Raw genomic sequence first — 16,032 nt, 5'->3', positions numbered from 1 at the left:
AAACGCCTGCAAGGGGTAAACTAAGGATTTAATGAAATAGTGGATAATGATTAAAATTAAATCTAAGCGTAATATCAGTTCGTATTAGTCGTAAAGTTGCAGGCATTTATGTGATCTTTACTGATAAAGACAGATTGAAGATATTTTTAGTATTTTTTTGCGGTCAATTGCAATAAAAGCCTGATTTTTCCTGTCTATTGAGTAGCGTAAGGCAGATGATACTAATACTTGGCTGTCGATAAATATTTTAACGAGGTGATTTATGACCGGTAAAAAAGGTTTTACTCAAGGCATACATAAACGTGCTTCTTGGCATATTCCTGATAACCAAGTTACGCCTGAATCGGTATTTAATGATCGTCGTAACATCATTAAAGCTCTAGGGTTAGGTGCATTGGGAGCGAGTTTGCCGGGTCAGGTTCAAGCCGGTATTTTTGATTTATTTGGCGAGCAAAAAGCGCAAAATCCTTTCGTGACTCAAGGCCTGCAATACGCTACTCCAGCCAAGTTTGTATTACCTAATCCGAAAACACCTGAAGATAAAGTGATTCGTCATAATAATTTCTATGAATTTGGTGCCAGTAAATCGGACCCATTTGATAATGCACAAAATTTTAAGGTTGATCCTTGGACGTTAACTATCGACGGTTTAGTTGATAAGCCGATTACCCTAGATTTACATGAATTGACGACCCGTTTTGCCCTTGAAGAACGCACTTATCGCTTACGCTGTGTTGAAGCATGGTCGATGGTTGTTCCTTGGGTCGGTTTTTCGTTAGCCAGCTTACTTAAACAAGCAGGCGTGCAAAGTAATGCGACCCATATTGCCTTTGAAACGCTATTTGACCCAGACCAAATGCCAGGGCAAAAGAGCCGCTTAATGGGCGGGGGGATCCACTATCCTTATGTTGAGGGCTTAACAGTTGCTGAGGCAATGAACGATTTATCGTTTTTAGCCGTAGGCTTATACGGTAAAACCTTGCCGCCCCAAAATGGTGCTCCAATCCGCTTAGTTGTGCCTTGGAAATATGGTTTTAAAAGTATCAAGTCTATTGTGCGGATTCGGGTGATGGATAAACAGCCTCCGACAAGTTGGAATCAATTGGCCTCAAGTGAGTATGGTTTTTACGCCAATGTAAACCCAGAGGTTGATCATCCTCGTTGGTCGCAGGCATCTGAACGCAGCATTGGTGAAGGCGGTTTATTTTCTGCTAAACGTATCCCAACCCAAATGTTTAACGGTTATGGTGATTCAGTGGCTGATTTATACAAAAATATCGATTTGAGGAAATTTTATTAATGCGGATTAGTCCTCGAGGTCTGTTTTGGTTAAAGGTGTTGTTGCATATAAGCTTTTTATTGCCAGCCTTTTATCTCGTGGCGCTAGTATTAACCGACAACGCGGGTGGCGATCCGGTGCAGTATATTATTCACTACACCGGCATGGGCGCGATTAATAGTTTATTAGTGACTTTGCTTATTTCACCCATAGCCAAACGATTTAAAATAGCGGCGCTGATGCAAACTCGTCGTTTGGTAGGCTTGTATGTTTGCGCTTATGCGCTATTACACATAAGTGCGTTTATTAGTTTAGATTTGCTGTTTGCGTGGGGTTTATTGTTCGAAGAAGTGATTAAGCGGCCCTATATTTTGGTCGGTGCTGCAACCTTGATTATCATTTTGTTACTGGCGATTACCTCTTTGAATCGTATAAAGCGCCGTATGGGTAAGGGCTGGCAATCATTGCATAATTGGATTTATGTGGCAGCAATATTGGCACCAATCCACTTTTACTGGTCAGTAAAGTCGGAAATTATCGAACCCAGTATTTATATTGTACTCTTTGCGGCCTTGTTATTTTACCGCAAAGACAGTATTTATAAGTGGTTGAAACCGAACAAATAATGTTAGCAGAGCTTTTATGCTAGCTTCATAGTTTATGCTAACGTCTTAATTTATGATTGAGGCCGTTAGTTGAAAACGCCGCAAACACAGTAAATGCCATTACCGATATCATAATAATTGCCAACCTTAACCAAGGTTGTTCAAGTGACATACGCATGTCGATAAAGTTAAACGTAGAAACTGACCATACAAATACCACACTGATCAGTAAACCGAGTTTGAGTAATGTGTGTATAAATGCATGCCTAATTAATAACAGCAAGGGTAAGCTCACGGCTATGATGGCCAATATATGTTGATCAAATCGTAAAAAATGTGCGCCCAATAATAAGTAAGCCAAGCTGATAATGGTTACTCGCCACCACATAAAATCCTCCTCAATAACCTGCCATAACCAATGTGACCACTAACGGCATAAAAGTGTCATCATTAACGTAATATCTTGTGTCAAATAACATTACAGTTGACGTTAATTTATACAGCATAACGCTGAATTAAAGGTCGTTTTTGACTATTAGTCACAGATTATTAAATTAACATGTCTGTTTTCCTATTTTTACTGATTAATTTATCATCATTAATGATGTTTTTCATCCAAAGTCGTTCGTTAAGGATTAAATGATGTTTGTTGCCATTATTCTGTTACTTTTCTCTTGTATTACTTCGCTTGATGGAATTAATCCGCATTACTATTGTTAATAAACCTAATGGCGAGCTTAATATAGAATAGTTGAATTATTTGTGTCTTTAGTTACCCATCTCTTAACTCAAATTGAGGTTAAATAGATTGAAAAACAATATGGAGTTTCAATAATGAAAAATGTTGTAATGTTTGGACTATTGGTTTGCATCATGGTGCTAAGTGATGGGAGCTGGGCGCAAGAGACTGTTCAAACAGAGACAGTCCGAAATGAAATGCCTTATAAAGCAACGGCTGATTGCAATGATCCCGTTAATACGCGTGAAATGAATGACTGCGCTAGACAGAAAACCGATGAGGCACAGCTTAGGTTAGATAAATATATCGCTAAAGCTAATGAGCAATATCATGATGATCCAAAGGCGGTTGAAGCACTTCAACTGTCGCAACGAGATTGGTTAACGTATAGAGAATCTTATTGTAATGCTATATATCAATTGTGGCGAGATGGCAGTATAAGAGGCGTGATGTACCAAGGATGTATGCTGCAACTTACAGTGCAGCGCACTCATAATATTTGGCAAGACTATTTAACGTTTATGGACTCTAGTGCGCCGATATTACCTGAGCCGCATTAATTATTGACATTAATCAGATGTTTTTATAAACGACGGTTATTTACTGGTAGCTTCTAAAGCCGTTATTTTATCCCAAATCTGTTCTGATTCAGCCGTGAGTAATGAATAGGTTTTGATATCGCCTTTACGCTGGGCTTGCATGGCTTGTTCAAGTATTAAATCATAGCTTTTACGTAATTTTTTGGCTGGATTAGGCTTAAAGAATGACAACATATTTTGCCTCTATACAATTGTGAATGTGATTGTGAATGTAATTGAGACTCTACTGATGAATCTTGTTTTTAAATACGACGTAAATTAGCTTTTAGTTCAATAATGCGATGCGATTTATAGTTAGTTTTATATTTGCTTTTTATACTTTACATAAAATTATTAACTGTTGGCATTATCAATAAAAATGTCATTTCTTGGTAAGCTATGCAAAAGGAATGCTGGTTAAAATGTTATTTTTTAAAAGCTTAAACTGGATTTTTTAAGCTTTAATTATCATATTGTTACTTTACCTTGGAGTGTATTTCACTCCAAAGTAAATCATTTTCGGCTCGTATTACATCTTGTTATTGGCAATGAGATTACGCAGAACACTGCTCTAGTTGAGCATTTTTCTTACTCATTTGCAGATAACTTAACAGCCACATCATTAAGCCGCCGGCAAATAGCACTGCTGCTACATAACCAGTCTCGTTAGGCATTGCCCCTTGTGCGATAAACATGCCGCCCACCCAAGGGCCGATAGCATTGGCGGTGTTAAATGAACATTGTACTAATGCACCTATCATTGCATGACCATTTGGCGATACGTCCATGAGTAAGGTTTGAATGAGTGTAGCTAAACCCACACTGCAGCCTATAAAGAAAATCACCGTATACAATAACCAAATATTATGGCTGGCACTGACGTAGGCAAGCGAAAATATAATAGTACAAACTAAAGCGATACCGGTGGTTTTTAAGGCGGCGCGATCGGCTGCTTTGCCTAATACATAGTTACCTAAGGTACAACCAATACCAAACATAACCATTGCGATTGAAATTGTGTATGCCGGTGTTTCAGTCACCACTAAAATGGTATCGGCGATGTAAGTGTAAATACAAAATACGCCACCAAAGCCAATAATGACAATGCCAAGAATTGACCAGACCAATTTATTCTTTAACACGCTAAACTCATTGATTAAATTTGATGGTTGGTTGTTTTCAATTTTTGGGATCACCACATATACGCATACTAATGCAATTAAGGCGAGGACAGATGCACCCGCTAAACAATAACGCCAACTTAAGTTTTGGCCGACTAAAGTGACAATTGGAACCCCTACAATGGTGGCTATGGTTAGGCCCATAAATACTTTAGACATGTAACTTGCGCGTTTATTTTGAGGGGCAATATCGGCAGCCAATAAAATAGCGGCACCAAAATAAGCGCCATGGGGCAGGCCACTTAAAAAGCGAAATACAATAAGCTGCTCAAGTGAGGTTGCCATGGCACTTAAGCCATTAGAAATAAACATTAATGTTAAAAATATTGTTAAGGCATGACGTTTTTTAATGTTGGCTGTTGTCAACATTAAAATAGGTGCACCTACAACAACCCCTATCGCATAAGCACTAATAGCATAACCACTTTGTGACGGTGTTGAGGCAAATGTCTCGCTAATTAATGGCAGCATTGGCATCATCGAAAACTCTGATAATCCTAATATAAATGTGCCTAAAGCTAATACTAGTAAAATGGCGGTGGTGTTCAGTTGGCTAGGTAATGCTGCAGCCGATGTCATAAAAAATCCTGTTGAAAATAAGGGAGTAGGGTGAATTGAACCATTAAGCGATTGAAGTCAGGTAAAACCTAAACACTAATTGGTCCGTTAGTGCACAACTAAACTAACGGGCCAATTACGGTCTATTAGTCTTGCCAGCGTTGCTTAATGTATAAAATGCTGGGCAAAGATTGCTGAAATAGTGTCACTAACTGCGGGTCAAAATGTATGCCGCTTTGGTCATGTAAAAATGCCATGGCTTTGTCGACAGTCCATGCTTCTTTGTAAGGGCGTTTACTGGTGAGAGCATCAAATACGTCGGCAATTGCCACAATACGTCCCTCAATAGGAATATCTTCACCTTTAAGTCCATGAGGGTAGCCGCTGCCATTCCACTTTTCATGGTGAGTCATCGCGACTAATTTGGCTAAGGTGATTAAATCTGAATCTGATTCACCTAGAATTTCGGCACCGATTTCAGGGTGCTTTTTCATGATGGCAAATTCTTCAACGGTTAGCTTACCCGGTTTAAGCATAATGCTGTCGGGAATACCTATTTTACCAATATCGTGCATTGGCGCTGCATGGAGTAAATTGTCGGCGGCCGATTTTGATAGGCCATAGGCAAGAGCAATAATTTTAGAAAAATGGCTCATGCGCATCACATGCATACCGGTTTCATTGTCTTTGTATTCTGATGCACGCCCTAAACGTTGAATGACTTGTAAGCGGGTACGGCGCAAGTCTTCAGCTTGCACTAAAGATAAATGAGTACGAACACGTGCCTTAACCACTGCAGGTGACACGGGTTTAGTGATGTAGTCTACTGCGCCCATATCAAAGCCTTTAGCTTCGTCAACTTCGTCACTTAACGCCGTCACAAAAATGACAGGTACAGCTTTGGTGCGTTGCTCTGTTTTAAGTTGCTGGCAGACTTCAAAACCGGTCATACCCGGCATCATCACATCGAGCAAAATCAGATCAGGCAAGTCGCGTTCAATTAAACGCAGAGCTTCTTCGCCACTTTTTGCGAAAATTAGTCTGTACTGATCCTCAAGCATTTTCTTTAACACTCTGAGGTTAGCGGGTTCATCGTCGACAATAAGAATTGTCGGCATACGGTCTTGGTTGCTATATATCATTCAATTCAGTCTTTTTACTGTGCGGTAATATGAGACTCAAGGGCAATGAGTGCGGTTACTGCTTGTTCAAATTCAAAGTCGTCTAGAGCATTTTGTATTGTAATACATTGGTGTTGATAAGCCGATGGGGTAGCTGCAATCAAAGACTCTACATCGGGTTCATTGTATTGATTGTTTCGAGCTGCCATTTCAATACGAGTGATGATGTGCAGTAATTCCTCGCTGCTCATCGTGTCGCCCGATTGTGTGTGTTGACTACTTTGACTGTTTTGTTGCCGACTAAGATACGTCGTTACATCAGTAAAAGCTTGTTCAATAATGGGCAATAAAGCCGACAACTCTGTTTGCGACTTTGTCATGGTTAAGTGTTCAGCATCGCGAAATAGTCTGCTTAGCTGTGAAAGTGCTAAATTACCTGACAAGCCTTTTAGTCCATGTAAGAGAGTCTGAATACTTTGCCAATCGGCTGCAGCTGTCAATTGTTGAATACGTTGACAACTATCATGTTGCTTAGCCATAAATGCATGAATTTCTTTGATAAGAGTGGGTTTGTTTCCCCACATCGAGATGCCTTTTTTTTCATTAACAACTTGCTTGTTGTCGGTATCAACAGCGGTATTATCGACGACTAGATTGTCTTGCTCAAGTGTTAATGCTTGGGCTATTTCATGATTAAGCAATATCATATCGATAGGCTTATTGGCAAAACCATCCATGCCGGCATCTAAGGCTGCTTTGCGATCTTCAGGCAACACACTGGCTGTTAATGCAATAATAGGCATGTGTGGTAACTGTTCACTTTGCTCTTCTTCCCGACGTGTGCGCGAGGCGGTTAGTCCGTCCATTATCGGCATCTGTATATCCATTAATACAATATCAATATTGTCGCTGCGCATCCGCAGTAGGGCTTGTTTTCCGTCTCGGGCAGCGATGACCGTATGTCCCTGACGTTTTAACATAATAGTTAATAGGTCAATATTTTGTTGAATATCATCCACAACTAAAATGCTCAGTGGGATAAGGTGATTTGAATCATCGGTAATTGCTGGAGCTTTTTGATGTTTCGGTGCCGTTAACGGTAATCCAAATCTAAAACAGCTACCTTTGCCGAAAATACTATTGGCAGTGATTGTTCCGCCCATTAACTCGACCAATTGTTTGCTAATAGTTGTACCAAGTCCTGTGCCACCAAAGCGACGGCTCATACTGGCATCTGCTTGAGCAAAAGCATCAAAGACTAAAGATAATTGTTCTTCTGTCATGCCGATGCCGGTATCCTTGATTTCAAAATCGATACAACCGCTTGGCTTGATATCAATATTAATATCAACCCCACCATCGGCAGTAAACTTGATAGCGTTACCAATAAGGTTGGTTAATACTTGGCGTATTCGGTCAGGTGCACCGTGATAAAATGGATCCACATCCGCTGACACATTAACATTTAAACACAAGCCTTTATCACTAGCTTGTAACCATAATGTCGATACCACAGAGTCGATTTCTTCTATTAATGAAAAATCTCTGAACTCTAATGTAAACTTTCCTTTGTCTAATTTTGCACTATCGAGAATATCATTCAGTAAATGCAATAATGATTTTGCGGACTGATTAATGGTCCGTAAGTGCTTACGTTGTTCTACTGGGAGCGAGTCGTCGAGCAAAATATCGCTAAAACCAATAATGGCATTCATTGGGGTGCGAATTTCGTGGCTCATATTAGCTAAAAATGCTGCTCGTGCAGATGCGGCTTGCTCGGCTTTATCTTTGGCAATTAATAATGATTGTTCCATTTCTTTGCGCTCGGTGATGTCCATAATAAAACCGTCGAGCCATTTATCTTTTGTATCCAAGCCATCAACATGAATGCCATAACCCAATAGCCAACGGATTTCTCCATTGGCATTATAAATACGGTACTCTAGGTAAAACTGTTGATGATTCACCTGTTCAGTAATATTAATCAAGTCGTCTGGGTGTACGTGTTCATAAAAATTACGTTTTTTACCTGTACCTACATAATCACTTGCTGGGTAACCGGTTATTTGTTCAACCGCGTCGCTAATAAATAACATTGGCCAATCTTCTGCATTTAAACAGCGATAGGCGATACCCGGGATATTCGAGATTAGTGAGCGAAACTGGGCTTCGCTTTTAATCAATGCACGTTGCATTTCAATACGATTACGCAAATCACTTATGTACATCACAAACAAGCTTTTGCCTTCTATGCGTGTGTGGCCAATCGATACCCTAACGGGTATTGATTGGCCGCTGATGTGTAGTGCTTCAACATCACGTCCATCACTTTTTTGTTGTGGTTTATTATTATCTAAGTAACTGTTTAAGTAAGAATTGAAGTCGACAATAAATGGAGATGGGATAAAGTCACGAATATTTTGGTGGCACAGATTTTCGAGGTTCCAGCCGAGCAAAGATTCGACTGCTTGGTTGCCGCTTTCTATACGCCCTTTGGCATTAAAGGTAATGATCCCATCAACGGCAGTGCTAATGGTAGCGCGATAACGAGCTTCGCTTAATTTGGCTTGATATAAAGACGTTTGGTATTTAACCAACATATTGACGACTAATACCAATACAATGATAAAAACGGTAATGGTTGCTACCGCAATCGCTAAATAGAACGACATCATTTCGGTTTGTTCTGAAAATTCAAACCCTGGTGGACGGACAAAGCGTGCTGCAGCCATACCGATGTAATGCATACCAGAAACGGCTAGACCCATAACCACAGCAGCAATGGCATTTTTATGTAAGTCACTTAACGTAAAGCGACCTAAATGATTTAAGCTAAAACGGATCCACAACGCCAAAATTGCCAAAATAACAGCAACAATAATCGATAAGCCAAAATAGAATAAGTTGTAACGCAGCAAAGGGGCCATTTCCATAGCCGCCATGCCGACATAATGCATGGTACCAATACCTAAGCCGGTAAGAATGCCGCCAAATATGAACTGGTTAAGTTTAGGCTTAGGAGTAGAAATGACATTTAATGCTACCCAAGAAGCAGCAATGCTAGGGACAAAAGACAAAGCGGTTAAGCCTACATCGTAACTCACCGGTGTACATAAGCTAAATGCCAACATACCGATAAAATGCATTGACCATACACCACCGCCTAAGGCTATGCTGCCGCAGCTGGTTAATAAATATCGTTTATATTTATTAAGGGTTAGCGCTGCTTGAGACGCCACTTGCAATGCCATAAAAGAGGCTAATATTGCAATGGTGATAGAAATAAACACCACCATAGGCTGAAAGTTACCAACAATTAACAGGTTTTCATCTGTGACGGCAAATAGGGTGCGGATTGTTTCAAGCATAATAATTAGATGAATGTCGCTATTAAAATAAGTAATTAAATAGGCTATCGGCCTGAAAGTGAAAAACCGCAGTAATTCGTCTGATTTTTAACTAAAGCCTGTGCTAAATCAATGTTTAGTTAATATACGTTGAGTTAATATTAAAGGTTTACTTTTTTGCGAGACTTTGTGGTTTGCTCGCTACAATCGTTATAAAAATGTGGTCATTATGGGGGAGTGTTTTGGTTTTATGATTAATTATTATCACTTCTGTTTATGGCCGGTGTTTAGATAACCGTTAATAGGGTTGTTGAGGCATTATCACTCTAATGATATTTATTAAACTGTCTGAGCTAAGTCTTCAGTGTAAATATTAACCTTCACGCTATACATTAGCTTTTACTGTAAACATTACTCACCATGCATCTTTAGTCTAATGTAGTGCTTTTTTACTTGTGAGTCAGGCCGTTAATTGGTTAGCTTGAACATGACAAAACGCATGCAAGGAGGCTTTAATGGTCAAACAACATCAGGCACAACTACCGCTTACTCAAAGTGAATATCATGGTGTCACTTCAACGACGCTTACCGATAAAACCATTGGTCAATATTTTGATGATATTGCTAATACTTACCCAGACAATCTTGCTGTAGTCGTTCACCATCAACAAATTCGCTGGAATTACCGTCAGTATCAAGCAAAGATTGATGCCCTTGCGACTGGATTATTAACGCTTGGCATTGAGCCTGGCGATAGAGTCGGCATTTGGTCTCCTAACAATATTGAGTGGTGTTTAACCCAATTTGCTACTGCTAAAATTGGTGCCATTATGGTGTGCATTAATCCGGCTTATCGCCCTGAAGAGCTGGAATACTCCTTGAGTAATGTGGGTTGCCGAGCAGTTATTTGTGCAGATAAATTTAAGTCCAGTGATTACTTACAGATGTTAAATGAGTTGCTGCCAGAGTTAAGCACCAGCACTGCAGGTAAGCTCACTACACTCTCACTGCCTCAACTCGAGTTTGTGATTCGAATGGGCACAGACCGCACTCCCGGCATGCTCAACTTTAATGATTTGCTGCTGGAGGTTAACGACGATGCTCAACATGTGTTGGCCACCATTGCTGACTCTCTCAATACACATGATGCCATTAATATTCAATTTACCTCTGGTACTACAGGTAGCCCTAAAGGCGCGACGTTATCTCATCACAATATTTTAAATAACGCTTATTTAGTGGCTGACGCCATGGGCTTTACTCAAGCTGACAAGTTATGTATGCCAGTTCCTTTATATCATTGCTTCGGCATGGTATTAGGCAGTCTTGCTTGTGTTATTCATGCTTCAGCAGCAGTGTATCCCGGAGAGTCTTTTGATCCGCTTACCACCTTGCAAGTAATAGCAAATGAGCGCTGCACAGCGTTACATGGCGTACCAACCATGTTTATTGCCGAATTAGAACATCCACAATTTAACCGGTTTGACCTTAGCTCATTGCGTACTGGTATTATGGCGGGGGCCACATGCCCCGAAGAAGTCATGCGCCGTGTACAAGAGTTAATGTACATGACAGAAGTGCTAATTGGTTACGGTCAAACCGAGTGTAGTCCGTTAAATCACATCACTGAAATTAACTCCTCAATCGAAAAACAAGTGCTCACCGTTGGTCGAGCATTGCCGCATACAGAAGTGAAAATTATCAATGAGTTTGGCGATGTGGTTGCTATTGGTCAACCAGGTGAAGTGTGCAGTCGAGGTTACTGCATCATGCAAGGTTATTGGAACGATCCGGTTAAAACTGCCGCCACTATCGACAGTACCGGCTGGCTACATTCGGGCGATATAGGTCAAATGGACGAGCTTGGTTATGTGCAAATTGTTGGCCGCATTAAAGATATGATCATCCGTGGCGGTGAGAATATTTACCCACGCGAAATAGAAGAAAAACTCTACAGCCATAAGGACGTACAAGATGCCGCAGTGTTTGGAGTACAAAGTGACAAATACGGTGAGGAAGTTTGCGCATGGATTAAAGTACGCGCCAATGCCGATATTACCGAAGACGATATTCGTCATTTTTTAACCGAGAAATTTGCCTACTTTAAAGTGCCGCGTTATATCAAGTTTGTTGAACAATATCCCATGACAGTTACAGGGAAAATACAAAAGTTTAAAATGCGCGAGTTGATGTATCAAGAGTTACATCAAGCAATAAATTAATCATAGGGCTGAATGCCTTTGACGTATTCGTTTTAATCTACGTGGCTAATCCCCTGTATTAATGAAACCGGGGGGCAATAGAGATTTTAACGTGGTTATCTTAATCATTTTTATGATTAAATGAGCGCGACAATGAGATAAACGATAACCTTGAACTTTGGATTCTTCATAGACAATCTAGGTCCCCTTAATTATTCATGTCAGTTTTGAATAATATTTAATCTATAGTCGATAAAGGAGTAATACGATGAAAGTTTGCGACATCATGACCCCCAGTCCAGTGTGTATTAGTAACGAAGCTAGCCTTAAAGATGCCCACCAATTGATGCAAAGTCGCAACGTGCGCCATCTACCAGTTATTTCAGAGCAAACTGGACAACTCATGGGCATGCTGACCCACAAAAAGATGATTGCCAGTGTACTGAGTATGCTCAATAAATATGGTCAAGGAGCATTAGACCGAAAAGAGCGCTATACCCCCATTGCCGATATTATGGATACTCAAGTGCAAAAACTAGGGTTAGATGAGCCGCTTACCATAGTCGTGCAATATTTTATCGACAATAAACTTGGCTGTCTGCCGGTTGTAGATGAGCAAAACAAAGTGCTGGGAATTGTCACCTCATCAGATTTTGTCAAATTGTGTCAGCGCTTATTATTGACACAAAAGTAATTAAGTTCATAAAATCAAAACAGAGCTAATTTAAGCTTGAGAGATACTCTTATTAAGGTTTATGTCGCAGGTTATTATATCATTTATGACTAAGCCTAATTAAGTTAACACGTTGAAATCTTTTCATTAGATGAGTACGTAAAGTGCTAGAGATGGATTATTAATGACAATAGTATGTGAAACCGAAAGATTAATGATCAGACATCTTAATGTTAATGATACTGCGTTTATTGTGCAGTTATTAAATGATAAGTATTTTATTCGTTATATCGCTGATAAGAAAGTTCGAACTCATGCCGATGCCATTGATTATCTCACCAATGGTCCAATATTGAGCTATCAAGTTTATGGATTTGGTTTAAATGTAGTGTTACTCAAAGGCACTGATACGCCAATCGGTATATGCGGTTTACTGAAAAGAGATGAACTGGATTATCCAGACTTAGGTTATGCATTCTTACCAGAATTTTGGGGACAAGGTTATGCTGCCGAGGCCGCTAACTCAGTCCTTAAAGAAGGTATTATTACTCATTCTTTGAGTATCGTTTTGGCCGTTACGTTAATTGAAAACTTAAGCTCCAATAGCTTGTTGAACAAAATAGGCTTTCATTTAACAGAAACAATTGATCTATATGGCGCTCAAAATAACATGTATGAGTACAGAGCCTAAACGGGCAATAAGAGCGTTCAAGAAAAGATAGAAAAGCGCAAACAAGAAATTATTGCGGAACGAAACAGAAAACAACGGGCCATCAAAAAAGCAGAAGATGACAAACTCAAACAGGAAGCCTAGTTAAAAATTTATAATCCTCGCCCAGACTGTGAAACCTACACCAGCGATGAACACATGGTTGAATGCGTTGAATATCGAAGTGAACAACGCAGAAAATTTGAAGCAGCTTATAGAAAACTAAATATCAATTAAGCTAATAGCGTTAGTACTGAGTGACGCAACTACATTATTAAGAAACAAAAAACAGTAAACATTAAAAACCTTATTATGAAAATAACATAAGTTGTAATTATGAGCTGAAGGTTTGACCGGAGTTTGACCGGATTAATAAAATTCACGTATTGTTTTTATATACAAAAAAGCCTGTAAACAGTTGATGTATACAGGCTTTTTTTATTTTTGATTTGGTCGGTATGAGAGGATTCGAACCTCCGACCCCTGACACCCCATGACAGTGCGCTACCGGGCTGCGCTACATACCGAATTTTGTGCAACTGCTTCAAATATGGACAACTATAATATTTATATTTAAGTCAGCTTGTGAAGCATCACTTAGTTAGTCTATTGGCTTTGGGGTGACTAAGTGGATTAGCACTTTATCAACAGTAATTAACGAGTGCAAGCAGTTAGTTATCAGCCATTTATCGATTGATTATAAACTATCCAGTTGCTGAAAAGCATACATGATTCAATGTTGTAATAAGCAACCAAGCTAAAATCTCAACCGATAATCAAGGCTCTATTGATTACTCTAAAGACGGCCTTATTGATTGTAGAGTCTACGGCCTTCACGCATGACTTGGATCAACTCTGGCGCGCTCATTTTTTTATCCAAGCGTTTTTTATAATCAACATCATAGATGCGGTACTTGCCAAATCGATCTAATACGGTTATCTCAGATTTTTGATAAATAGCAAAGCGGCGGCTGTCACCTATGTATACCCATGTTTGGTCGTTAGGTTCAAGCAAGTTGCGACCAGAGCTATAATCTGTACTTGGGTTAGTACAACCTAAAACATGGCTAAGTAAGGTTGGCGCAATGCCGTAATGGCTGGTGCGGTAGTTTACTTTATTGCCGTGGGTGCTGTCTGGCCAATGAATGATTAACGGTACTTTGACATTACCTGGTGATAAGTCATTGCGCGCATCATTGGCGTTACTGGTAAATACTTGACCGTAAGTGCCTGTAATCAGCACGACAGTATCATCGCTGACATTATTGAGAAGGGTTTCGAGTTGTTGGTCTATAAAGTTTAGCGATTGACGATATTGATTAAACAACACTTTTTGCGCTGGTTTTAAAGGCATATGCGGTTTAATGGTTTGTACCCCTAAAAATCCTACCGGGGTGTCGTAATCTTTTGGTGCCGTTAGGTTTACCAGTGCAAACCAAGGTTGAGTTTGATTTGGTTGCCATGCATTCACCGCGTTAATGGTGTTGATGTCGGCGTCTGCACTGCCATTATCACCTTCGCTGATGTGGATGTTAATGCCGTTAAACATGGCGCTTTTTGCTGTGTAGCCATCATTTTGTGGTGCAAACATCGCTAATTGATAACCTTGTTGCGTAAGGATATTAGTCAATATTGGGCTAGTATTATCAAATTCTTTGCGATCGCTATAGTTGCCTTGTAAGCCATACATGAGGGTAAACATGCTGGTGTCAAAGTCGGTTCCACCCACATAATGATTCATAAATCGCTGGTTTTTAAGTCGATATTGGCTTAAAAAAGGCATAGTGTCACTATCAAGCATGTCTGCGCGCAAACTGTCGATACTGATAAATAATATATTTGGTTGGCTGTCACTGTCTGCCGTGCACTGCATTGGGTTTATTGGGTAGCTGAGTTTACGTGATTTATTGCTACGTGATTCCGTTGGTTGCATGCTGCTGTCTATGCCGTGGTTTTCCATAAACGAACGTGCCGTTGCTGGATAAGACACAGGGTAGGCATCGTCGAAACGGGTTATTTCGGTCATGTTGGTGGCATCGGCCCAAATATGGATTAAGTGACTACTGACAAAGCAGATACCGACAAACAGTACCACTTTATTGCCCCATTGTTTTTTCTGAATTTTGTCGATGCGTTTCCACAAAAAGTTGGCCGCGGTAAGTTCGACAATCACAATAACGATAGGGGTGATAATGTAGGATGTACTGTGTAATAAAGCATTGAGGTCTTGCCAGGCCAAATCGAATGCAAATGGACTTAAATGAATACCATAGTCGTCATAAATAATGGTGTCATAGAGTAGGGTATATAATCCCAGAGAGGCAATAAACGCTGCAAAGCCACGTAATATTTTAGAATAAGGCAGTAGTAAGGTAATTGGGAAGATAAAAATTAAGTAACCAATAAAGGCCAAAAAAGTAAAATGACCTATGGTGCTGATGGCAAGATATGACCAACCTATTATGGTATCAGGGTAGCCGACACTGCCAATATATCGAGCGCCAATTAACATCGCCAATATGCCATTAAAGAAGGCAAACCAGTGACCCCAATTAACTAAGCGTGACACTTTATCACGCGTCATTTGCTGCTTTTTGCGCTCGATCATTTTAACTCGTATTCCTACGTTATTATCACAGACTATCTCAGTGTAACTGATTGTTAGCGTTAGTGATAAATTTATTTAACCAGCTACTTAACTGATTGTGTTAGTGCTTTGGCAAATTGCTCTGCGACTTTTTGGCGAGATTCATTTGGGACTTTTTTGTCGAGTAAATGAGTCACGCAGTTACCTAATACCATTAGGCTTAAATCGGTAGGCGCTTGGTGCTTAGCCAGTACAGCAAGCAACTCGCTGATAAGTGCTTCAACTTGGGTGTTTGTGTATTTAGATTGAATTGCCATAGTCAGAAAACGTCAATAAAGAATGAATTAGCTGCACATAATAACGGATTTAGTGGCTAATCGCCTCAAGTTTTATTTGGTCTATACGAGGAATTTCGTAAACCCTTGTTCGATTTATACGATTGGTCTGATATCAT

General features: G+C 39.9%; 13 protein-coding genes and 1 tRNA gene. 6 read left to right on the top strand and 8 right to left on the bottom strand.

Annotated features, from left to right (window positions below):
• The first annotated feature begins 262 nt into the window (after positions 1-262).
• Together msrP and msrQ are read left to right on the top strand one after the other, a co-directional pair.
• Positions 263-1,300 carry a protein-methionine-sulfoxide reductase catalytic subunit MsrP gene (msrP, locus tag FCN25_RS01830; protein WP_137221453.1) on the top strand — a complete coding sequence of 346 codons (1,038 nt, stop codon included), beginning with the start codon at positions 263-265 and terminating at the stop codon, positions 1,298-1,300.
• Positions 1,300-1,905, top strand: coding sequence for a protein-methionine-sulfoxide reductase heme-binding subunit MsrQ (gene msrQ, locus FCN25_RS01825; RefSeq protein WP_137221451.1), 606 nt, complete (start codon positions 1,300-1,302; stop codon positions 1,903-1,905). The genes msrP and msrQ overlap by 1 nt, the downstream gene beginning before the upstream one ends.
• A gap of 37 nt (positions 1,906-1,942) precedes the next feature.
• Here the strand turns inward: msrQ and FCN25_RS01820 are convergent, their stop codons facing one another.
• Positions 1,943-2,272, bottom strand: a complete 330-nt coding sequence (locus tag FCN25_RS01820; RefSeq protein WP_137221449.1) for a hypothetical protein — start codon at positions 2,270-2,272, stop codon at positions 1,943-1,945.
• 446 nt (positions 2,273-2,718) lie between these two features.
• Here FCN25_RS01820 and FCN25_RS01815 point away from each other — a divergent pair, with 446 nt between their 5' ends.
• Positions 2,719-3,183 (top strand): lysozyme inhibitor LprI family protein, encoded by a 465-nt coding sequence (locus FCN25_RS01815; RefSeq protein WP_137221447.1) that lies wholly within the window; start codon positions 2,719-2,721, stop codon positions 3,181-3,183.
• Positions 3,184-3,219: 36 nt separating this feature from the next.
• On the opposite strand, the gene FCN25_RS01810 is transcribed toward FCN25_RS01815, so the two are convergent.
• The 4 genes from FCN25_RS01810 to FCN25_RS01795 all read right to left on the bottom strand — a co-directional run bounded on the left by FCN25_RS01810 (position 3,220) and on the right by FCN25_RS01795 (position 9,429).
• Positions 3,220-3,396: a DUF6435 family protein gene (locus tag FCN25_RS01810; protein WP_137221445.1), complete on the bottom strand. Its 177-nt coding sequence runs from the start codon at positions 3,394-3,396 to the stop codon at positions 3,220-3,222.
• Positions 3,397-3,755: 359 nt separating this feature from the next.
• Positions 3,756-4,961 carry an MFS transporter gene (locus FCN25_RS01805; RefSeq protein ID WP_137221442.1) on the bottom strand — a complete coding sequence of 402 codons (1,206 nt, stop codon included), beginning with the start codon at positions 4,959-4,961 and terminating at the stop codon, positions 3,756-3,758.
• 125 nt (positions 4,962-5,086) lie between these two features.
• A complete protein-coding gene (locus tag FCN25_RS01800; protein WP_175405814.1) occupies positions 5,087-6,082 on the bottom strand; it encodes a two-component system response regulator in 996 nt (331 codons plus the stop codon).
• 14 nt (positions 6,083-6,096) lie between these two features.
• The gene (locus FCN25_RS01795) at positions 6,097-9,429 is read right to left on the bottom strand and encodes an MHYT domain-containing protein (protein ID WP_137221440.1); all 3,333 of its coding nucleotides are present in this window, start codon (positions 9,427-9,429) and stop codon (positions 6,097-6,099) included.
• Between the two features lie 494 nt (positions 9,430-9,923).
• Between FCN25_RS01795 and FCN25_RS01790 the strand changes: the two genes are divergently transcribed.
• The 3 genes from FCN25_RS01790 (at position 9,924) to FCN25_RS01780 (ending at position 12,973) form a co-directional block, all read left to right on the top strand.
• Positions 9,924-11,630, top strand: a complete 1,707-nt coding sequence (locus tag FCN25_RS01790; RefSeq protein WP_137221438.1) for an AMP-binding protein — start codon at positions 9,924-9,926, stop codon at positions 11,628-11,630.
• Positions 11,631-11,877: 247 nt separating this feature from the next.
• Positions 11,878-12,303 (top strand): HPP family protein, encoded by a 426-nt coding sequence (locus FCN25_RS01785; RefSeq protein ID WP_137221436.1) that lies wholly within the window; start codon positions 11,878-11,880, stop codon positions 12,301-12,303.
• Between the two features lie 163 nt (positions 12,304-12,466).
• The gene (locus tag FCN25_RS01780; RefSeq protein WP_137221434.1) at positions 12,467-12,973 is read left to right on the top strand and encodes a GNAT family N-acetyltransferase; all 507 of its coding nucleotides are present in this window, start codon (positions 12,467-12,469) and stop codon (positions 12,971-12,973) included.
• A 468-nt stretch (positions 12,974-13,441) separates the two neighbouring features.
• Here FCN25_RS01780 and FCN25_RS01775 read toward each other — a convergent pair.
• The 3 genes from FCN25_RS01775 to FCN25_RS01765 form a co-directional block, all read right to left on the bottom strand.
• Positions 13,442-13,518, bottom strand: a tRNA-Pro gene (locus tag FCN25_RS01775).
• A 281-nt stretch (positions 13,519-13,799) separates the two neighbouring features.
• Positions 13,800-15,599 (bottom strand): DUF3413 domain-containing protein, encoded by a 1,800-nt coding sequence (locus tag FCN25_RS01770; RefSeq protein WP_137221432.1) that lies wholly within the window; start codon positions 15,597-15,599, stop codon positions 13,800-13,802.
• 83 nt (positions 15,600-15,682) lie between these two features.
• Positions 15,683-15,895 (bottom strand): YejL family protein, encoded by a 213-nt coding sequence (locus FCN25_RS01765; protein WP_137221430.1) that lies wholly within the window; start codon positions 15,893-15,895, stop codon positions 15,683-15,685.
• Positions 15,896-16,032 lie beyond the last annotated feature (137 nt).

The sequence above is a fragment of the Shewanella sp. MEBiC00475 genome (assembly GCF_005234075.1).
GTDB classification, from domain to species: domain Bacteria; phylum Pseudomonadota; class Gammaproteobacteria; order Enterobacterales; family Shewanellaceae; genus Shewanella; species Shewanella polaris.
Note: the sequence above shows the minus strand (reverse complement) of the source record. Positions and strands in the feature narration are given on the sequence as shown.